This window comes from Burkholderia sp. AU30280 (genome assembly GCF_020420125.1).
In the GTDB taxonomy this organism is placed as follows: Bacteria; Pseudomonadota; Gammaproteobacteria; order Burkholderiales; family Burkholderiaceae; genus Burkholderia.
Genome location: NZ_JAIZRY010000009.1, coordinates 143,640 through 162,317, shown reverse-complemented (window position 1 = coordinate 162,317; position 18,678 = coordinate 143,640). Strand labels below are relative to the sequence as shown.

The window sequence follows — 18,678 nt, the reverse complement described above, 5'->3', positions numbered from 1 at the left end:
TGGCACGGTTCGGACGGCAATGTTAGCGCACATTGTCAATAAAATATCGACAACTTCCCAATAAGCGTTTTCGCCTAGCCCGTATGCCGGGGCTTCTGGCGTACACTCGGCACACCCTGTCAACCGGCTTGCTCCGCCTTTCCATGAAGCGTCCTGCGACCAAGATCGTGTCATCCGAACACCTCGTTTCCGATTCGAGCGCGGAGCTGTCGGAACTCGAATACGGGCTCATCATGGCAGGCAACGCGTTCAACCGGTGGATGGTGCGCTGCATGTCGGCGGCCGGCGCGAAGGACATGACGGCGGTCGAGGTGTCGCTGCTGCATCACGTCAGCCATCGCGAACGCAAGAAGAAGCTCGCCGACATTTGCTTCGTGCTCAACATCGAGGATACGCACGTCGCGACCTATGCGCTGAAAAAACTGATCGCCCGCGGCTATGTGAAGAGTGAGAAGAGCGGCAAGGAAGTGTTCTTCTTCGCGACCGACGCGGGCCGCGACCTGTGCCTGAAGTACCGCGAGGTGCGCGAGCACTGCCTGATCGAGACGCTGAAGGACAGCGGGCTCACCAACGAGCAGATCGGCGACGCGGCGCAGTTGCTGCGCCACGCATCGGGCCTCTACGACACGGCCGCGCGCGCGGCGGCGTCGCTGTAAACGGTTGCGTCGGGGGCGCGCGGCGGTGCGCGGACGGGCGGGGCGACGACCGATGCGGCGCCGCCCGCCGTATCATCCGGCGGCCGGGTACAGCGCGCCGTCGGTCACGATCCAGCGCAGCGCGAGATCGTGCGCTTCGGCCGGCAGCGCCTCGACCCGGCACGCTTCATAGGCGATGCCGACCGTCACGGGCGGCTCGCTGCCCGGCCATGCGGCGAGCGTGCGGTCGTAGTAGCCGCCGCCATAGCCGAGCCGGTAGCGCTGCAGATCGAATCCCACGCAGGGAATCAGCAAAAGGTCGGGCACGACGACGATTCCCGACGCCGGTTCCGGAATCCGGTGATGACCTTCGCGCATCGGCGTGTGCGCGTCCCACGCATGGAACTCGAGCGGCGTGTGCCGCTCGTCGATCACGGGCAGCGCGGCCTGCCTGCCGGCGCCGGCCGCACACCAGGCGAGCACCGCATCGCGCGCATCGAATTCGCCCGGCAGCGGCCAGTAGAACCCGACCGTGCGCGGCGCGAGCCGCTCGAGCAGCGTGCGCAGCCGCGCGTCGAGCGCGCCGTTCGCGGCGGGTTGCGACGCGGCGTCGCGCCGTGCGCCGGACAGCGTTTTGCGTAGCGCAACCTTCGGGTTTGGCACAGGGTTGCGTGCTATGCTTTCGCTCACTTCGTGCTCCATTCAAATCGATGTCGAACAGCCTTTTCCGAGTATATCGCGCGGTCGCGCTGACGCTTTCGGCCGCCGCGCTCGTCGCGGGCACGGCCGCGTGCGCCGCGCCGAACGACGATACGGTCGCCGGGGACGACCAGACCTTCGTGCAGCTTCGTGAAGCCGCGCGTCGCAACGACGCTGCGAAAGCCGCGCAGCTCGCGTCGATGATCCCGAACTATCCGGTACCGTCCTACGTCGAGTATTTCCAGATCAAGCCGCAGCTGTTCGATTCGACGGGCCGCGCGCGCGTGGACGCGCCGGACGCGCCCGTGCAGTCGTTCCTGCAGCGCTACGACGGCCAGGCGATCGCCGACCGCCTGCGCAACGACTACCTGCTCGTGCTCGGCGCGCGCCACGACTGGCGCAACTTCGACGAGCAATACAAGCGCTTCGTGCTCGACGACGACACGCAGGTCAAGTGCTATGCGCTCGAATCGCGCGCGGCGCGCGGCGAGAACGTCGCCGATGCGGCACGCGCGCTGCTCGTCGAGCCGAAGAATTACGGCGACGCGTGCGTCGACCTGATCACCGCGCTGACGGTCAACCAGCAGTTCACGAGCGACGACGTGTGGCAGCAGGCGCGCCTCGCGTACGAGCAGAACTACACGACGCTCGGCGGCAAGATCGTCGATGCGCTCGGCCCGCGCCCGGTCGGCTTCGACCAGGCGACGAGCGCGCCGCCGCTGTACCTCGCGCGCGGCGTCGGCCCCGACGCGGCCTCGCACCAGCTCGCGCTGATCGCGCTCGGCCGCATGGCGCGCAACGATCCGGACGCGGCAGCCGGGATGCTGACGTCGGTCGCCGCGTCGCTGACCAAGCAGGAGCAGGCGATCGCGTGGGGCGCGATCGGCTACCAGGGCGCGATCAAGCGCTCGCCGCTCGCATCGGTCTGGTATGCGAAATCCGCGAATGCGCCGCTGTCGAACCCGGGCTACGAATGGCGCACGCGCGCCGCGCTGCTCGCCGGCAACTGGCCGATGGTGCGCTGGTCGATCGAGCAGATGCCGCCGTCGCTGCGCGACGATCCGGCCTGGATCTACTGGCACGCGCGCGCGCTCAAGCAGAGCGGCGACACGCTGCAGGCGAACCAGGAATTCGAGCAGGTGGCGGGCCAGTTCAACTTCTACGGGCAGCTCGCCGGCGAAGAGCTCGGCCAGCGCACGACGATCCCGCCGCGCACGAAGGTGAGCGACGCCGAGATCGACGCGATGAGCAAGATTCCGGGCTTCGCGCTTGCGCAGCGTTTCTATGCGCTGAACCTGCGCCTCGAAGGCAACCGCGAATGGAACTGGCCGCTGCGCGGGATGACCGATCGCCAGTTGCTGGCCGCGGCCGAATACGGCAAGCGCGTCGACCTGCTCGACCGCACGGTCAACACGGCCGACCGCACGAAAGCCGAGCACGACTTCACGCTGCGCTACCCGTCGCCGTACCGCAATATCGTCGAACGCTACGCGCAGTCGACGGGCCTCGACACCGAATGGGCGTACGGGCTGATCCGCCAGGAGTCGCGCTTCATCACGAGCGCGCGTTCGTCGGTGGGCGCGGGCGGCCTGATGCAGCTGATGCCGGCCACCGCGCAGATGGTCGCGAAAAAGCTCGGCCTGGGCACGATCTCGCGCACGCAGATGCACGACATCGATACCAACATCCAGCTCGGCACCTGGTACCTGGCGGACATCTACAACAACTTCGACAGCTCGCCGGTGCTCGCCACGGCCGGCTACAACGCGGGCCCGGGCCGGCCGCGCCAGTGGCGCCAGGTGTTGACGCAGCCGGTCGAAGGCGCGATCTTCGCAGAAACGATTCCGTTCAACGAGACGCGCGACTACGTGAAGAACGTGCTGTCGAACACCGTCTATTACGCGGCGCTCTTCGAGGGCAAGCCGCAGTCGTTGAAGAAACGTCTAGGCATGATCTCGCCCTGATACGCAACTTCACACTGCCGCGCGAGACGCGGCAGTGTTCTTTCGAGGCCTCGAACATGGATCGCCAGACCGTCGCGCTGCTGGGCGGCACCGGCTTCATCGGCAGCCGGCTCGTCAATGCGCTGATCGAATCCGGCAAGCAGGTACGGATCGGCACGCGCCGGCGCGACCACGCGCGCCACCTGCAGATGCTGCCGGTCGAAATCGTCGAGCTCGAAGCGCTCGACACGCGCACGCTCGCACGCTTCGTCGCCGGTGCGCACGCGGCGATCAACCTGGTCGGCGTGCTGCACGGCGGCCGCGGTACGCCGTACGGGCCCGGCTTCGAGCGCGCGCATGTCACGCTGCCGGCCGCGCTCGCGACCGCCTGCACCGAGGTGGGCGTGCAGCGCGTACTGCACATGAGCGCGCTCGGCGCCGATTCGCGCGGCGCGAGCATGTACCAGCGCTCGAAGGGCGACGGCGAGGCCGCGCTGCATGCGATCGCGGCGACCGACTCGCTCGCGCTGACCATCTTCCGCCCGTCGGTCGTGTTCGGCCCCGGCGATACGTTCCTCAACACGTTCGCGAACCTGCAGCGCACCGTGCCCGTGCTGCCGCTCGCGATGCCCGACGCACGCTTCCAGCCCGTCTTCGTCGGCGATGTCGTGCGCGCGTTCGTCAACACGCTCGATCTCGCGGCCGCACACGGCAAGACCTACGAACTCGGCGGCCCGACCGTCTACACGCTCGAGCAGCTGGTGCGCTATTGCGGCACGCTGGTCGGCCGGCAGGCACGCATCGTACGGCTGCCAGACGCGCTCGCGCGGCTGCAGGCGAGCGTGTTCGAATGCCTGCCCGGCGAGCCGGTGCTCACGCGCGACAACCTCGCGACGATGTCGGTGCCGAACGTGCTGTCGGGGCCGCTCGCGCCGGAGCTCGGGATCTCGCCCGCGAGTCTCGAAAGCATCGCGCCCGCGTATCTCGGCCAGGCCGCGCAGCGCTCCCGGTTCGACTGGTTCCGCTCGCGCCGCTAGCCCGGCAGCGTCTTCCTTTCCACCTTCGCGTTATCCGGAACACCGTCATGAAACTCGTCATTGGAGACAAGAACTACTCGTCGTGGTCGATGCGCCCGTGGCTGCTGCTCGCGCATTTCGGCATCCCGTTCGACGAGATCGCGATCGAGCTGCGCCGCGATGACACGGCCGCACGCATCCGCGAGTATTCGCCGTCCGGCAAGGTGCCGTGCCTGGTCGACGACCACGGCGTCGCGATCTGGGATTCGCTCGCGATCGCCGAGACGCTCGCCGAACGCTATCCGCAGTTTCCGATGTGGCCGGCCGACCCGCTCGAGCGCGCGCATGCGCGCTGCGTCGCGGCCGAGATGCATTCGGGTTTCGCGGCGCTGCGCACGCAGATGGGCATGAACGTGCGCGCGTCGATGCCGGGGCGCGGTGCGACGCCCGACGCGCTCGCCGATGTCGCACGCATCGATGCGCTGTGGAGCGCGTGTCTCGAGGCGTCGGGCGGCCCGTTCCTGTTCGGCGAATTCGGGATCGCCGATGCCATGTACGCGCCCGTCGTGATGCGCTTCAATACGTACGCGCCGGGCCTGTCGCCGGAAGCGGCCGGTTATGCGGCCCGCGTGACGGCGCTGCCGGCCGTCCAGCGCTGGATCGACGCCGCGCGCCGCGAAACGAACGTGATTGCCGAGTACGAGCCGACGCCATGAATATCTACGCTGTAGGCGGCGCCATCCGCGACGCATTGCTCGGCATGCCCGTGCAGGACCGCGACTACGTGGTGGTGGGCGCGACCCCCGAGCAGATGGCCGCGCAGGGTTTCCGGCCGGTCGGCAAGGATTTCCCGGTATTCCTGCATCCGCGGACGCAGGAGGAGTACGCGCTCGCGCGCACCGAGCGCAAGACGGCGGCCGGCTATCACGGCTTCCAGTTCCACTACGCGCCGGACGTGACGCTCGACGAGGATCTCGCGCGGCGCGACCTGACGATCAACGCGATGGCGCGCGAGGTGAGCCCGGAGGGCGAACTGGTCGGGCCCGTGATCGATCCGTTCGACGGGCAGGCCGACCTGCGCGCGCGCGTGTTCCGGCATGTGAGCGATGCGTTCGTCGAGGATCCGGTGCGGATCCTGCGCATCGCGCGCTTCGCCGCGCGGTTCGCGGATTTCACGGTCGCGGATGAAACGCTCGCGCTGATGCGGCGGATGGTCGACGCGGGCGAGGTCGACGCGCTCGTGCCCGAGCGCGTGTGGCAGGAAATCGCGCGCGGGCTGATGGAGGCGAAGCCGTCGCGGATGTTCGCGGTGCTGCGCGAATGCGGCGCGCTCGCGCGCGTGCTGCCCGAAGTCGATGCGTTGTGGGGCGTGCCGCAGCGCGCCGACTACCACCCGGAGGTCGACACCGGCGTGCACGTGATGATGGTGGTGGACCATGCGGCGAAGCAGGGTTATTCGCTGCCGGTGCGCTTCGCGGCGCTCACGCACGATCTCGGCAAGGCGACGACGCCCGCCGACGTGCTGCCGCGCCACATCGGCCACGAGGGCCGCAGTGTCGACCTGCTCAAGCCGTTGTGCGAGCGGCTGCGCGTGCCGAACGAATGCCGCGATCTCGCGCTCGTGGTCGCGCGCGAGCACGGCAACCTGCATCGCGTGATGGAGATGGGCGCGGCCGCGCTGGTGCGGCTGTTCGAGCGCAGCGACGCACTGCGCAAGCCGGCGCGTTTCGCCGAGATGCTGCAGGCATGCGAATCGGATGCGCGCGGGCGGCTCGGGCTCGAAGCCCAGCCGTATCCGCAGGCCGAGCGGCTGCGCGTCGCGCTCGCGGCCGCGCGCAGCGTCGATGCCGGCGCAATCGCGCGCGGCATCGGCAATGACACGGAGAAGATCCGGGACGCCGTGCATCGCGCGCGGATCGAGGCCGTCGCGCAGGTGCTCGAGATCGGCGAATAGGGGGGACGGGAAGGGGGCGCGTCGCGCGCCTTCCTCACGCCGACCGTTTCGACTTCTTCTTGCTCGCCGGCTTGGCGGCCGCCGGACGTTTGCCGGCGGATGCGCGCGGCTTGGCCGCTGCCTTCTTGTCTTTTCCTGCCGCGCCGGCGTCGCGATCGCGCTCCGCCCGCTTGGGCGCCGGCCCGCGGCGGCTCGTGCGCGGCTCGCCCGGCGTCGCGCGCGCGACGGGCGCCGGTTTCCCGAGATCCATCGTCGCGGACACGAACCCGGCGCCACCGTCGTCGAACAGCGGCAGCGTGCCGACCGCGATCACCTCGGCCGGCCCGTCGCCCACGTTGGCGACCCGGTGCCGCTTGCGCGCGTCGAAGTGCAGCGAGTCGCCGGGCGACAGCGGGTAATCCTTCTTGCCGACCGTGTAGCAGATCCGGCCGGCCAGCACGTACACGAATTCGTCGCCGCCGTGCGCGACCCATTCCGATCGGTAGCCTTCCATCATCTGCACCTTGAGCGCGTTGATCTGGCTGCCGTCGAACGTGGTGGAGAGGCGTTCGTACCACTGCGACGACGCGTCGAGCGCGTACGGCCTGCGGCGGCCCGCGCGCGAATCGGGCTGGGCCTGGCGCGGCTGGTCGATCAGCGCGCCGAGCGGCACGTCGAGTGCCTTCGCGACGTTGACGAGCGACGTCAGCGAGATGCCCGTGAGGTGGCGCTCGACCTGGGACAGGAACCCGACCGAGAGTTTCGCTTCGGTCGCGACTTCCAGCAGCGTCTTCTTCGCTTCCCGGCGCAGGCGGCGAATGCGCTGGCCGATACGCATCATGTCTGAATCCATGAATCTCTTTCGTGGCAACGAGTCGGGAGGCGGGCGGACGGGCGGTGCAGTCGCTGGGCGGTGATTTCCGCGCATCGCACGAAGCATGGCCGTCGGGACGGCGATGCCGACGAATTGTACCGCGCGGTGTCGCCGGGGGAAGGCTCGTTGTGCCGGGATGCGCATGCGCCGCGCTGATTTTAGCCCTACGAAAATTTCAGCTTGACCTCAATTTCGGCGTGCTCTAGATTCTGTCGCGAGTATCAAAAAAAGTTAAGTGAGACGAAATTTTTTTAAAGGCCTGCTGCCGGAACGGCATTGCGGCACCGCACCGCGCCGGGCCGAGCGTCCACCCGCAGCGGCGCCGTGCCGCGTCAGGCCTGCCTCGGGCCTGCACCCCGCCGCGTCACCGCCGGCCGCCGACAACAATGCATAACGGGCTTCCGATGATCGATCGACTGAAATACAGCTTCTCCGGCCTGCCACCGTACGACGCATCCGTCGTCGACACGCAGGCGGGCCTGTCGCGCCTGCTCGATGCCGCGCGGCTCGACGCGGTGCTGGTCACGTCGCAGGACGAATACGTGACCGAGTACCTGCCGCTCGCCAACAATCCGCGCTACGCGGTATCGGGCTTCGACGGCTCGGCCGGTTGCGGGATCTTCCTGAGCGCGGCGACCGCGCAGGCGCTCGATCTGCCCCCGTTCGTGCTGTTCGTCGACGGCCGCTATCACCTGCAGGCCGAACAGCAGTGCGATCCGGCGCGCGTGCGTATCGAGAAGCTCGGGATGAACGTGACGATCTGGCAGGCGATGGCCGACTGGCTGCTCGCGCACGGCAGCCGGCTCGCCCGGGTCGGCTACGACGCGCGGCGGATCAGCGTCGCGCAGCGCGATCGTCTGTTCGAACAGACGCAGGCCGCGTCGCTCGACTGGACGAGCCTCGCCGACCGGGAAATCGATCGTGCGATCGCGTTGCCGGGCTGGGTCGTCGAGCGGCCGATCTTCGAGGTGCCGGAATCGGCGACCGGCCTGAGCGTCGCGCAGAACCTCGACACGCTGAACCGCAAGCTCGCCGCGCATACCGGCGCGCCGGACGGCAAGACCGCGTTCTTCACCTGCGCGTCGGACGATCTTGCGTATCTGCTGAACAGCCGCGGCTATCACATCCCGAATGCGTCGTCGCACCTCGGTTTCCTGTTCGCGGTCGGCGCCGAGGTGGCGTTGTTCCTGCCGGAAGGCTGCGACCGCTGCGAGGTCACGCTCGAGTCGTATCCGGCGCTGCACGTGATCCGGCGCGATGTCGCGGCGCTCGAGCGCTTCCTTGCCCAGTTCGACGTCGAGCACGTGTGCTACGGCTTCGAATCGGTGAACTGCGCGCTCGTCGACGCGGTGAAGCGGGTGTGGCCGCACGCGCGGCATGCCGACTTCAACCCGGTCGAGGCGATGCGGGCCGGCAAGACGCCGGCGGTGCTCGACCGGTTCCGCGACGCGTTCGCGCGCAGTTCCGCGGCGATCGCCGAGACGATGCGCTGGGCGAAGACCGGCGAGCCGGGCACGCGCCACACCGAATACGACCTGGCGCGCACGATCAACGACGCGTACGGCGCGCGTTCGGCGGTTGCGCTGACGTTTCCGTCGATCGCGGCGAACGGCGCGAACAGCGCGTTCGCGCATTACACGGCGGCGAGCGCCGACGTCGAGCTGACGGAGGGCGAACTCGTGCTGCTCGACAGCGGCGCCTACTACGAAGCCGGCTTCGCGACGGACTGCACGCGCGTGGTGCTGCGCCGGACCCGGCCGGATACGGTCGCGCAGCCGTGGCAGCGCGAGATCTACACGGTCGCGCTGAAGGCCTGCATCAAGGGGCTCGTCACGCGCTTCCCGAGCACCGCAAAGGGCGGCGACGTCGATGCGCTCGTGCGGCAGGTGTGCCGCGACCACGGCCACGATTTCGGCCACGGCACCGGGCACGGTGTCGGAATTCACGTGCACGAAGGCGGCGTGCGGTTCGCGCCGGGCGCGAAATACGGGCTCGTGCCGAATGCGGTGATTTCGATCGAGCCGGGCATCTACGTGCCGGGCAAGGGCGGCGTGCGGATCGAGAACATCGTGATCATCCGCCAGGACGACGCGCAGCCGGATACCGTCACGTTCGAGAACATCGTGACGGTCGGCTACGACTGGGACCTGATCGATCTCGACCTGCTCGACGACGACGAGCGCGCGTACCTGCGCGACTACGAGCGGCTGTGCGTGGCGCGCGGCACGCAGGTCACCGCGTGTCCGCTGCTGTAAGCGCCGCCGCCCGCACCGGTCAGTTCAGCAGGCGTGCGCGCACGAACGGCGCGATCCGCTCGGCGAGCCACGCGTGCGTGCGCGTGGTCGGGTGCAGCGTGTCCCAGAACACGAAGCGCGCCGGATCGCGGCAGTCCGCACGCGGTGTCTGGGCGCTCAGGTAGGTGAGCGAGGACGGCTTCGGGATGTCGAGGCACGAACGCTTCGCGTCGTCGAAGCCGTACTGGGCCGGATGGCTCAGCAGGTCGTCGAACAGCGCGGACGCATCGAAGACCTCGAGCCGCAGCGTCGCGCCGTAGCGGGCGCGCAGCGCGGCGGCCGCGTCGGTGAGGCGCCGGTTGTAGTCCTTGACCTGCGCGGCGACGCTCGCGGTGTCGGTGCGGGTCGCGAACACCGGCGCGCGCGACACGTCCGGCAGCGTGACGAGCATGATCCGCGTCGCGCCGGCCGCGGCGAGCCGCTCGAGGCTGTCGCGCACCGCATTCGCCGCCTGCTCGGGGGAGCGCCCGTAGTTCACCAGGTCGTTGCCGCCCGCGAACACCGCGAATAGCGTGTTGGCGGGCCGGTAGTCCGGCGCGCGATCCATGTATTCGCGCCACGAATCGACCTGCTGCACGAGGCCCGGCACGACGAGGTACTGGTCGGTCGCCGCGCCGCCGATCGCCCAGTTGTAGAACGGCAGCCGCAGCGCGTTCGCGAGATATTCGGCCCACACCGGGCCGTTGCTGAAGCGTCCCGCCTGCCAGCTCGTGCCGTTCGGCAGCTTCCACTGGCTCGCGTTGAACATGTTCTGCGTGTCGGACAGGCTGTCGCCGAACACGATCAGCTTGTTGACGCGCGCGTCCTGCTGCGCGGCGTCGATGGTCCACACCGTGTAGTTGAACGACAGCGCGTTGTTGGCCGCGACCGCCTGCACGAGCTCGGTCCTGATGCCTTTCGCGGAGAGCGTCTTGCGGCACACGTCGGCGAGCGTGTCCTGCGTCGTCGTGCTGTAGAACATGTTCTTCCACTGCGTGATGCCGTCCGCCCACCAGTAGCCGGACACGCGATACCAGTCGCCGCCGGCGGGGTTGCGCGCCCATTCGTAGGTCGCGGCCGGCTTCAGCGGATCGGCGTCGATCCGGTACCAGCAGCGCAAGTACGTGTAGGTGTCGGAGCCGCGGCGCGAGGCGCGCGGCGCGGCGCCCGGCGGGGTCGATGCGGCCGGCGGCACGATGTCGGGGCCGGCCGGCGACAGCGACATGTCGCCCGTCGGCGTGGGCAGCGGCGCGGGGTCGGCGGCCTGCGCCGCGGGGAGCGTCAATGCGGCGCCGAGTGCCGCGATGGCGGAAGCGGCGGTGACGCGGGATGAAAACGGAATGCGGAAAACTGGCATGCGGCCCTCTTCTGATTGTCGTGACGGGACGGCGGCGCGGCTGCGCGGCCGTGTATCGGAAGGGACCGTGAGTGCCGGGCTCGGGCCCGGTCTGTCGAAACGAGAGATGCCGCGCATGGCGGCGAGAGGCGGAACGTACGGTGGCGGCGCGGCCGCCGGTCAGTCAGTGCTTCAGCGCATGAGTGCCGACACGCGCCCGTCGGGGCCGTAGACGCCGGCCGGTGCGGGGGCCGAGCGCAGTACCGCGAGCGCGCGCTCGTTGTAGTCCATCCGGATCCGGATCAGCATCCCGTTGTTCGCATTGGCCTGGCGCGCGCGTTCGGCGGACTGCTGCAGCAACTGCCAGCGGCCGGCGAGGCGGGCATCGCGCTCGGCGGCCTGGTCCATCCCCTTCTTGCCGGCCGGAAAGCCGAGTGCGGAAAGCTGCGTGTCGCGCGTGCGTTCGAGCTGCGCGAGCCGGTCGATCAGCTCGCTTTTCCTTTCGACGATCCCGGGCAGCATCTCGAGCGGCTGGGCCATCGTCAGCGCCTTTTCCTCGTAGGCGAGCAGGGACGCGAACGCTTCGACCGTCGCGTGTTCGTCGTTGACCGTGGCCAGCAGCTCTTCTCTCATCGCGTCATGCTCGTCGCGCCGGCGCGGGTGGACGCGCCGGCAAACCGGGGGACCGGCCAGGGCCGGCTTCAGTTGCCCGGGCGCTGCTGCTGCAGCAGCTCGCGGGCGGTATTCAATACGCCGTCGGCGATCTTGTTCGCATCGATCGTCAGCGTGCCGTTGTTCAGCGCGTCCTTGATCGACTGGACCAGGCCCGTGTCGATATCGCCGTTCGCGGACGCGGAGACCGAACGCAACTGGCCGGACAGACCCGACAGGTTCACGGTCGTGTCGCCGCCGGTCGACCCCGCGTCGGCCGCCTGCGCGGACGAGGACGAGGCCGCGCCGGATTGCGCACGGGTCGCGCCGTTGCCGGTCGGCGCCAGGGGGCTCGGGTTCGGAGTGGAATCGATCTTCACGATGGGTTTCCTGTTCGGTTTGACCCAGATAACGGCCGGGTCGGCCCGAACTTTAGCATCGCGAGCCCGAAATGCTCCGAATAAACAATTCTTTACATTCTTGCCGAGTGATCCGGCCCTACAGCGGAATTTCCACGGTGCCGGCGTCCTTGACGATCGCCGTGACGATCTGGCCCGCCGCCATCCGCACCCGCACCGACTGGCCGGGCGCCGCGTTCGCCAGCGCGCTGCCCTCGGCCGAAATCGTGAAACCGGGCCCGGCCGCGACCACCCGCACCGTCTGGCCGGCCGACACCGACGCCGCGCTCTTCAGCATGTCCTGCCGCAGCGGCAGCCCGGCCGAGATGCGCGCGAGCGCGGTCGCGCCGATCGCCTGCGCCGGATCGGTGACCACCGCGAGCGGCAGCACCGTCAGGTCGCCGTCGCGGGCGACCAGGTCGGCCGCGGAGAGCGGCTCGCCGGGCGCGATCTGGCGCGCGGCGACGTAATAGGTGGCCTGCACGGTGACTTTCGCCTGCAGGTAGACGGTCCACGGGCGCTCGCCTGCGCAGCGCACGCCGACCGTCGTGCGGCCCCACAGGCGCGCGCCCGTCGGCATGAACGGTTCGAGCGTCGTGCACGCGGCGAGCCCGCGCGGAAACGCGGTCGTGACCGTGGCGGTGGTCTTGCCGGGCAGCCCCGCGATCTGCTGCTGCAGGAACGAGAGGGCCGTGCGGCGGATCGACTCGGGATCCTGCTGGCCGGGCGGCGTCGCGGGTTGGGCCGCATTGGCGGCATTGACCGCCGCGGCCGGGTTCGCGGAAACCGGGACGGCGCGCGGCGCCGGCGCGGCAGACGCGGCGCGGGCCGCCGCCAGGCGCGCGGCCATGGCCGGCTGCGGGGCCGGCCGTACGGGATTCGACGCGGGTTCGGCCGTGCCGGCGACGACCGTCGCGATCGCGTTCGGATCGGCGGCGCGCGGCGCGCCATATCCGGTTCCGGCATTCATGCGGGCGGCTGCGTAGACGGGGCGAGGCGCGGGGGCCGGTGCGGGAGCCGGCGGCGGGACGGTCGTCACGACCATCGTGCCCGCCGGTTGCGCCGCGTAGCCGGGGCCGGACGCGCCGGCGGCGCCTGTGCTGCTCGCTGCGCGCCCCGTGTCCGGCGCGAGGCCCGAACCCGGCGCCATCGCCGCATTCCCGCCGAGCTGCCCGCCGCTTGCCGCATTGGCATGCGCGAGCGCGGTTTCGGCCGTCTCGCCGCGCCCCGGAATCACGATCATCGCGTCGTCCGCGTGCGCGGCCGGGGCGGCGATCCACAGCGCCGCGGCGAGCGCAAACGCACGCCGGACGTGCGTGAGCCGCCCGTTCCTTCCGCGAAGTGCGCTGCCAGTCATCGCCGTATCCCCGATCCGTTGCCCCGCTTCGCATTCTAGGGAGCCGGGCCGTCGCGCAAACGATGAATAGAGGGGGCCTTTGCCGCGTTATTCGCCCGATTGCCGGTTGCGTCCGACGCCTACCATCGCTGTCATGGAAAAAAGCCTCTCGGGTCGCCATCCGGCGCGAGGGGCGTGCAGCGCTTCATACGGAGAGACGCACACATGCTGGACAAACTCGATGCGGAATTCGCGTTCGGCCGCCAGGCGCTGGACGTGCGCGCCTACCGGCAGGAACTGCTGTCGTCGAACATCGCGAACTCCGACACGCCCGGCTACCAGGCCCGCGACGTCGATTTCGCGTCGACGCTCGCACGCTCGCTGAAGCAGGCGGGCGGCGGCCTCGCGCCGAGCAACGCGGCGCAACTGCCGATGACGCAGCCGGCCGGCGTGACGAGCGGGATGTCGATGGTGTCGACGGCGGCGGGCCACATGGCCGGCACCGCGAAGCTGATCCCGACGGGCGGCCCGTCGGACGACTACGGCCGTGCGCAATACCGGATGCCGCTGCAGCCGGCGCTCGACGGCAACACGGTCGATCTCGACGTCGAGCGCGTGCAGTTCGCGGACAACGCGCTGCACTACCAGACCGGGATGACCGTGATGACCCAGCAGATCAAGGCGATGATCGCCGCGATCACGACGAACCAGTGACGGCGCGCGCCGCCTCCGAATCCGAGCAAAAGGAGCTTCCATGCCTTCGTTGATGAACATCTTCGGCGTCGCCGGCTCGGCGCTGTCCGCACAGTCGCAGCGCCTGAACGTCACCGCGTCGAACCTCGCGAACGCCGACAGCGCGACCGGCCCCGACGGCAAGCCGTACAAGGCCAAGCAGGTCGTGTTCGCGACCGACCCGATCGGCGGCGCGCGCACCGCGTCCGGCCAGGGCGTGGGCGGCGTGCGCGTGACGAAGGTGATGGACGACCCGTCGCCGATGAAGTCGACCTACGACCCGTCGAACCCGGCCGCCGACGCGAACGGCTACGTGCAGATGCCGAACGTCGATCCGGTGCAGGAGATGGTGAACATGATCTCGGCGTCGCGCTCGTACCAAGCCAACGTCGAGACGCTGAACACCGCGAAGACGCTGATGCTCAAGACGCTGACGATCGGCTCGTAAGCCGCGCGCCGACCGACCTTACAGACTCGACAGTTCCGACAGAAGGCCACCCAGGATGACTTCCTCCAGCACCACGATCGGCAGCAACGGCACCACCGTGTCGAACCTGCCGACCGACACGATGAACACCAACAACGTGTCGAACACCAACGGCACGTCGGCGAGCGACCTGCAGGCGACGTTCCTGAAGCTGCTCGTCACGCAACTGCAGAACCAGGACCCGACCAGCCCGGTCGACAGCTCGCAGATGACGTCGCAGCTCGCGCAGATCAACACGGTGAGCGGCATCGCGCAGCTGAACACGTCGCTCACGTCGCTGTCGACGCAGCTCACGGCCGGCCAGCAGACGCAGGCCGCGCTGCTGATCGGCACCAACGTGCTCGCGCCGGGCAACGCGGTCGCGGTGAAGAGCGGCGCGGCATCGCCGTTCGGCGTGTCGCTGTCGAGCGCGGTGTCGAACCTGACGATCACCGTGAAGAACTCGGCGGGCACCGTGGTGAACACGATCAACGCGGGCGCGCAGTCGGCCGGCACCGTGCCGTTCAACTGGACGCCGACCGACTCGGCGGGCAACGCACTGCCGGACGGCCAGTACACCGTCAGCGCGTCGTACACCGACAGCAACGGCACGCCGCAGCCGGCCACGACGCTTGCGGCGTCGACCGTGCAGAGCGTGATCAAGCAGGCGGACGGCACGGCGGGGCTGGTGCTGTCGAACGGCACGACGGTGGGGCTGACCCAGGTCGCGTCGATTTTCCCGAACACGACGTCGACCGCATCGGCTTCGTCCGGCAGCGGCACCCCCTCCAACTGATACTGATCGAGCAATCTCGAAACGGAGACCGAAATGGGTTATCAACAGGGTCTGAGCGGCCTCTCGGGTGCATCGAACGCGCTCGACGTGATCGGCAACAACATCGCGAACGCGAACACGGTCGGCTTCAAGTCGAGCACCGCGCAGTTCGCCGACATGTACGCGAACTCGGTCGCGACGTCGACCAACACGCAGATCGGCATCGGCACCGCGCTGAACGCGGTCGAGCAGAACTTCGGCCAGGGCACGATCAACACGACGAACTCGTCGCTCGACGTCGCGATCAACGGCAACGGCTTCTTCCAGATGTCGAACAACGGCGTGACGACGTACTCGCGCGACGGCACGTTCCAGCGCGACAAGAACGGCTACATCGTCGACTCGCAAGGCCGCAACCTGATGGGCTACGCAGCCAACGCGGGCGGCGTGATCAACACCGCGCAGACCGTGCCGCTGCAGGCGCCGACGACCAACATCGCGCCGACCGCGACGACCAAGATCTCGGCCCAGTTCAACCTGAACTCGCAGGACACGGTGCCGGCCAAGACGCCGTTCAGCGCGACCGACAACACGACCTACAACTACTCGACGTCGATCCAGGTGTACGACTCGCTCGGCGGTTCGCAGGCGGTCAACATGTACTTCGTGAAGTCGGCGGCCGGCACGTGGGAAGCGTACGCGGGCGTGCAGGGCGGCGCCACGACGGATCTCGGCACGGTCAACTTCAATTCGTCGGGCGCGATCCAGAGCACGACGACGGGCACGCCGCCCGTGCCGACCGCGTCGGTCGGCCAGTTCCAGTTCACGGTGCCGAACACCGACGGCTCGGCGACGCCGCAGAGCCTCACGCTCGACCTGACCGGCACGACGCAGTACGGCGGCAAGGACGGCGTGAACAACCTCGCGCAGGACGGCTACGCGAGCGGCACGCTGACGACCTACACGATCGGCACCGACGGCAAGCTGACCGGCAACTACTCGAACGGCCAGACCGCCGTGCTCGGCCAGATCGCGCTCGCGAACTTCAACAACCCGAACGGGCTGGTGAACCTCGGCGGCAACCAGTATGCGGAAAGCTCCGCATCGGGCGTGCCGCAGATCTCGGCGCCGGGCAGCACGAACCACGGCACGCTGCAGGGCAGCGCGCTGGAAAACTCGAACGTCGACCTCACGTCGGAGCTCGTGAACCTGATCACCGCGCAGCGCAACTACCAGGCGAACGCGCAGACGATCAAGACGCAGCAGACCGTCGACCAGACGCTCATCAACCTGTAAGCGCGGATAACGGGCAGCCATGGACCGACTGATCTACACGGCGATGACGGGTGCGTCGCAGTCGCTCGACCAGCAGGCGATCGTCGCGAACAACCTCGCGAACGCGTCGACGACGGGCTTTCGCGCGCAACTCGCGACGTATCGCGCGGTGCCGATGAATTTCGGCGACGGCAGCACGATCGACCCGACGACGACGCGCACCTACGTGCTCGCGTCGACGCCCGGCGCCGATTACGCGCCGGGTCCGATCACGCGCACCGGCAACCCGCTCGACGTCGCCGTGCAGGGCGCGGGCTGGCTGGCGGTGCAGGCGGCCGACGGCAGCGAGGCGTACACGCGCGCCGGCAACCTGCACGTCGACGAGAACGGCCAGCTGGTCAACGCGAGCAACCTGCCGGTGGTCGGCAATGGCGGCCCGATCTCGGTGCCGCCGAACGCGGAAGTGACGATCGGCAAGGACGGCACGATTTCCGCGCTGATGCCGGGCGACCCGCCGACGGCGGTCGCGATCGTCGACCAGATGAAGCTCGTCAATCCCGATCCGGCCACGCTTACGCGCGGCAACGACGGGTTGTTCCGCACCGCCGACGGTAATCCGGCCGATGCCGACCCGAACGTGGTCGTCACGCCGAATTCGCTCGAAGGCAGCAACGTCAACCCGGTGACCGCGATGGTCGCGATGATCGACAACGCGCGCGCGTTCCAGCTTCAGTCGAAGCTGATCCAGACGGCCGACCAGAACGAGCAGTCGGCGAACCAGCTGCTCAACTTCAGCTGAGCGCCCGCGCCAGCCTACGCAGGAGACCTTACAAGTGAACCGTTCTCTCTACATCGCCGCCACCGGCATGAATGCGCAGCAGGCGCAGATGGACGTGATTTCGAACAACCTCGCGAACACCAGCACGAACGGCTTCAAGGCGTCGCGCGCGGTGTTCGAGGATCTGCTGTACCAGACCATCCGCCAGCCCGGCGCGAACTCGACGCAGCAGACCGAGCTGCCGTCGGGCCTGCAGCTCGGCACCGGCGTGCAGCAGGTCGCCACCGAGCGCCTGTACACGCAGGGCGGCCTCACGCAGACCGGCAACTCGAAGGACGTCGCGATCAACGGCGCGGGCTTCTTCCAGGTGCTGATGCCGGACGGCACGAATGCATACACGCGCGACGGCTCGTTCCAGACCAACGCGCAGGGCCAGCTCGTCACGTCGAGCGGCTACCAGGTCCTGCCGGCGATCACGATCCCGCAGAACGCGACGTCGCTGACGATCGGCAAGGACGGCGTCGTGACGATCACGCAGGCGGGCTCGACCAATTCGGTGCAGATCGGCTCGCTGCAGGTCGCGACCTTCATCAACCCGGCCGGTCTCGAAGCGCGCGGCGAGAACCTGTTCTCCGAGACGACGTCGTCGGGCGCGCCGAACGTGTCGCAGCCGGGCCTGAACGGCGCGGGCTCGCTCAACCAGGGCTATGTCGAGGCGTCGAACGTGAACGTCGTGCAGGAGCTCGTGAACATGATCCAGACGCAGCGTGCCTACGAGATCAACAGCAAGGCCGTGACGACGTCCGACCAGATGCTGCAGACCGTCACGCAGATGAAGAGCTAACCGGAATACCCGTCGTCGCCATGAAGCAGGTTCGCCTCCTCCCGTCAGCCACCGTCCGCGCCGCATGCGCGGTCGCGGTGGCGGCGTTCGCCGCCGGTTGCGCGCAGATTCCGCGCGATCCGATCATCCAGCAGCCGATGACGGCGCAGCCGCCGATGCCGATGTCGATGCAGGCGCCCGGCTCGATCTACAACCCCGGCTACGCGGGGCGGCCGCTGTTCGAGGATCAGCGTCCGCGCAACATCGGCGACATCCTGACGATCATGATCGCGGAGAACATCAACGCGACCAAGTCGTCGGGCGCGAACACGAACCGGCAGGGCAACACCGACTTCAACGTGCCGACGGCCGGCTTCCTCGGCGGCCTGTTCGCGAAGGCGAACCTGTCGGCGACCGGCAACAACAAGTTCGCGGCGACCGGCGGCGCGAGCGCGGCGAACACGTTCAACGGCACGATCACGGTGACCGTCACCAACGTGCTGCCGAACGGCAATCTCGTGGTCAGCGGCGAGAAGCAGATGCTGATCAACCAGGGCAACGAATTCGTGCGCTTCTCGGGGGTCGTCAACCCGAACACGATCTCGGGCGCGAACTCCGTCTACTCGACGCAGGTTGCCGACGCGAAGATCGAATACTCGTCGAAGGGCTACATCAACGAAGCCGAGACGATGGGCTGGCTGCAGCGCTTCTTCCTCAACATCGCGCCGTGGTGAT

General features: G+C 68.7%; 19 protein-coding genes. 13 read left to right on the top strand and 6 right to left on the bottom strand.

Annotation, left to right across the window (positions count from 1 at the left end):
- Window positions 1-143: 143 nt before the first annotated feature.
- Entirely contained in the window at window positions 144-656 is a 513-nt protein-coding gene (locus LGN17_RS21720; RefSeq protein ID WP_011546427.1) for a winged helix DNA-binding protein, read from the top strand.
- A 72-nt stretch (window positions 657-728) separates the two neighbouring features.
- Here the strand turns inward: LGN17_RS21720 and LGN17_RS21715 are convergent, their stop codons facing one another.
- Window positions 729-1,337 (bottom strand): 5-formyltetrahydrofolate cyclo-ligase, encoded by a 609-nt coding sequence (locus LGN17_RS21715; protein ID WP_226198605.1) that lies wholly within the window; start codon window positions 1,335-1,337, stop codon window positions 729-731.
- Between the two features lie 8 nt (window positions 1,338-1,345).
- Here LGN17_RS21715 and LGN17_RS21710 point away from each other — a divergent pair, with 8 nt between their 5' ends.
- From LGN17_RS21710 to LGN17_RS21695, 4 genes are read left to right on the top strand one after another with little or no spacing between them, the layout of a single operon-like run.
- Window positions 1,346-3,298, top strand: coding sequence for a lytic transglycosylase domain-containing protein (locus tag LGN17_RS21710; RefSeq protein WP_175951301.1), 1,953 nt, complete (start codon window positions 1,346-1,348; stop codon window positions 3,296-3,298).
- 56 nt (window positions 3,299-3,354) lie between these two features.
- Window positions 3,355-4,314: a complex I NDUFA9 subunit family protein gene (locus LGN17_RS21705; RefSeq protein ID WP_226198604.1), complete on the top strand. Its 960-nt coding sequence runs from the start codon at window positions 3,355-3,357 to the stop codon at window positions 4,312-4,314.
- A 47-nt stretch (window positions 4,315-4,361) separates the two neighbouring features.
- Window positions 4,362-5,009, top strand: a complete 648-nt coding sequence (locus LGN17_RS21700; protein ID WP_226198603.1) for a glutathione S-transferase family protein — start codon at window positions 4,362-4,364, stop codon at window positions 5,007-5,009.
- The gene (locus LGN17_RS21695; protein ID WP_226198602.1) at window positions 5,006-6,247 is read left to right on the top strand and encodes a multifunctional CCA addition/repair protein; all 1,242 of its coding nucleotides are present in this window, start codon (window positions 5,006-5,008) and stop codon (window positions 6,245-6,247) included. The genes LGN17_RS21700 and LGN17_RS21695 overlap by 4 nt, the downstream gene beginning before the upstream one ends.
- Before the next feature lie 34 nt (window positions 6,248-6,281).
- Here the strand turns inward: LGN17_RS21695 and LGN17_RS21690 are convergent, their stop codons facing one another.
- Window positions 6,282-7,079 carry a helix-turn-helix domain-containing protein gene (locus LGN17_RS21690; RefSeq protein WP_226198601.1) on the bottom strand — a complete coding sequence of 266 codons (798 nt, stop codon included), beginning with the start codon at window positions 7,077-7,079 and terminating at the stop codon, window positions 6,282-6,284.
- 425 nt (window positions 7,080-7,504) lie between these two features.
- On the opposite strand from LGN17_RS21690, the gene LGN17_RS21685 reads away from it, so the two are divergent.
- Window positions 7,505-9,355, top strand: a complete 1,851-nt coding sequence (locus tag LGN17_RS21685; protein ID WP_226198600.1) for a M24 family metallopeptidase — start codon at window positions 7,505-7,507, stop codon at window positions 9,353-9,355.
- 19 nt (window positions 9,356-9,374) lie between these two features.
- Here the strand turns inward: LGN17_RS21685 and LGN17_RS21680 are convergent, their stop codons facing one another.
- The 4 genes from LGN17_RS21680 to flgA all read right to left on the bottom strand — a co-directional run bounded on the left by LGN17_RS21680 (window position 9,375) and on the right by flgA (window position 13,115).
- On the bottom strand, window positions 9,375-10,730 hold the full coding sequence (locus LGN17_RS21680) for an SGNH/GDSL hydrolase family protein (RefSeq protein WP_226198599.1): 1,356 nt from the start codon (window positions 10,728-10,730) through the stop codon (window positions 9,375-9,377).
- Between the two features lie 171 nt (window positions 10,731-10,901).
- Window positions 10,902-11,342 (bottom strand): flagella synthesis protein FlgN, encoded by a 441-nt coding sequence (locus LGN17_RS21675; protein WP_226198598.1) that lies wholly within the window; start codon window positions 11,340-11,342, stop codon window positions 10,902-10,904.
- 68 nt (window positions 11,343-11,410) lie between these two features.
- Window positions 11,411-11,740: a flagellar biosynthesis anti-sigma factor FlgM gene (gene flgM / locus LGN17_RS21670; RefSeq protein ID WP_226198597.1), complete on the bottom strand. Its 330-nt coding sequence runs from the start codon at window positions 11,738-11,740 to the stop codon at window positions 11,411-11,413.
- A 118-nt stretch (window positions 11,741-11,858) separates the two neighbouring features.
- The gene (gene flgA, locus LGN17_RS21665) at window positions 11,859-13,115 is read right to left on the bottom strand and encodes a flagellar basal body P-ring formation chaperone FlgA (RefSeq protein ID WP_226198596.1); all 1,257 of its coding nucleotides are present in this window, start codon (window positions 13,113-13,115) and stop codon (window positions 11,859-11,861) included.
- A 204-nt stretch (window positions 13,116-13,319) separates the two neighbouring features.
- Here flgA and LGN17_RS21660 point away from each other — a divergent pair, with 204 nt between their 5' ends.
- The 7 genes from LGN17_RS21660 to flgH are packed head-to-tail and all read left to right on the top strand — an operon-like array spanning window position 13,320 to window position 18,677.
- Window positions 13,320-13,808, top strand: coding sequence for a flagellar basal body rod protein FlgB (locus LGN17_RS21660; RefSeq protein ID WP_175951311.1), 489 nt, complete (start codon window positions 13,320-13,322; stop codon window positions 13,806-13,808).
- 40 nt (window positions 13,809-13,848) lie between these two features.
- Window positions 13,849-14,274: a flagellar basal body rod protein FlgC gene (gene flgC / locus LGN17_RS21655; protein ID WP_021164156.1), complete on the top strand. Its 426-nt coding sequence runs from the start codon at window positions 13,849-13,851 to the stop codon at window positions 14,272-14,274.
- Window positions 14,275-14,329: 55 nt separating this feature from the next.
- A complete protein-coding gene (locus tag LGN17_RS21650; protein ID WP_226198595.1) occupies window positions 14,330-15,088 on the top strand; it encodes a flagellar hook assembly protein FlgD in 759 nt (252 codons plus the stop codon).
- Window positions 15,089-15,121: 33 nt separating this feature from the next.
- The gene (gene flgE, locus LGN17_RS21645; RefSeq protein ID WP_226198594.1) at window positions 15,122-16,363 is read left to right on the top strand and encodes a flagellar hook protein FlgE; all 1,242 of its coding nucleotides are present in this window, start codon (window positions 15,122-15,124) and stop codon (window positions 16,361-16,363) included.
- Between the two features lie 19 nt (window positions 16,364-16,382).
- A complete protein-coding gene (gene flgF / locus LGN17_RS21640; RefSeq protein ID WP_226198593.1) occupies window positions 16,383-17,141 on the top strand; it encodes a flagellar basal-body rod protein FlgF in 759 nt (252 codons plus the stop codon).
- A gap of 34 nt (window positions 17,142-17,175) precedes the next feature.
- Window positions 17,176-17,964, top strand: coding sequence for a flagellar basal-body rod protein FlgG (gene flgG, locus LGN17_RS21635; RefSeq protein WP_226198592.1), 789 nt, complete (start codon window positions 17,176-17,178; stop codon window positions 17,962-17,964).
- A 20-nt stretch (window positions 17,965-17,984) separates the two neighbouring features.
- Window positions 17,985-18,677 carry a flagellar basal body L-ring protein FlgH gene (flgH, locus tag LGN17_RS21630; protein ID WP_226198591.1) on the top strand — a complete coding sequence of 231 codons (693 nt, stop codon included), beginning with the start codon at window positions 17,985-17,987 and terminating at the stop codon, window positions 18,675-18,677.
- The last annotated feature ends 1 nt before the right edge of the window (window position 18,678 follow it).

What these genes read in the sequence shown, in the direction of transcription:
- LGN17_RS21720 (WP_011546427.1), top strand. Translation starts at nt 144, where the DNA reads ATGAAGCGTCCTGCGACCAAGATCGTGTCATCCGAACACCTCGTTTCC.
- LGN17_RS21715 (WP_226198605.1), bottom strand. Translation starts at nt 1,337, where the DNA reads ATGGAGCACGAAGTGAGCGAAAGCATAGCACGCAACCCTGTGCCAAAC.
- LGN17_RS21710 (WP_175951301.1), top strand. Translation starts at nt 1,346, where the DNA reads ATGTCGAACAGCCTTTTCCGAGTATATCGCGCGGTCGCGCTGACGCTT.
- LGN17_RS21705 (WP_226198604.1), top strand. Translation starts at nt 3,355, where the DNA reads ATGGATCGCCAGACCGTCGCGCTGCTGGGCGGCACCGGCTTCATCGGC.
- LGN17_RS21700 (WP_226198603.1), top strand. Translation starts at nt 4,362, where the DNA reads ATGAAACTCGTCATTGGAGACAAGAACTACTCGTCGTGGTCGATGCGC.
- LGN17_RS21695 (WP_226198602.1), top strand. Translation starts at nt 5,006, where the DNA reads ATGAATATCTACGCTGTAGGCGGCGCCATCCGCGACGCATTGCTCGGC.
- LGN17_RS21690 (WP_226198601.1), bottom strand. Translation starts at nt 7,079, where the DNA reads ATGGATTCAGACATGATGCGTATCGGCCAGCGCATTCGCCGCCTGCGC.
- LGN17_RS21685 (WP_226198600.1), top strand. Translation starts at nt 7,505, where the DNA reads ATGATCGATCGACTGAAATACAGCTTCTCCGGCCTGCCACCGTACGAC.
- LGN17_RS21680 (WP_226198599.1), bottom strand. Translation starts at nt 10,730, where the DNA reads ATGCCAGTTTTCCGCATTCCGTTTTCATCCCGCGTCACCGCCGCTTCC.
- LGN17_RS21675 (WP_226198598.1), bottom strand. Translation starts at nt 11,342, where the DNA reads ATGAGAGAAGAGCTGCTGGCCACGGTCAACGACGAACACGCGACGGTC.
- flgA (WP_226198596.1), bottom strand. Translation starts at nt 13,115, where the DNA reads ATGACTGGCAGCGCACTTCGCGGAAGGAACGGGCGGCTCACGCACGTC.
- LGN17_RS21660 (WP_175951311.1), top strand. Translation starts at nt 13,320, where the DNA reads ATGCTGGACAAACTCGATGCGGAATTCGCGTTCGGCCGCCAGGCGCTG.
- flgC (WP_021164156.1), top strand. Translation starts at nt 13,849, where the DNA reads ATGCCTTCGTTGATGAACATCTTCGGCGTCGCCGGCTCGGCGCTGTCC.
- LGN17_RS21650 (WP_226198595.1), top strand. Translation starts at nt 14,330, where the DNA reads ATGACTTCCTCCAGCACCACGATCGGCAGCAACGGCACCACCGTGTCG.
- flgE (WP_226198594.1), top strand. Translation starts at nt 15,122, where the DNA reads ATGGGTTATCAACAGGGTCTGAGCGGCCTCTCGGGTGCATCGAACGCG.
- flgF (WP_226198593.1), top strand. Translation starts at nt 16,383, where the DNA reads ATGGACCGACTGATCTACACGGCGATGACGGGTGCGTCGCAGTCGCTC.
- flgH (WP_226198591.1), top strand. Translation starts at nt 17,985, where the DNA reads ATGAAGCAGGTTCGCCTCCTCCCGTCAGCCACCGTCCGCGCCGCATGC.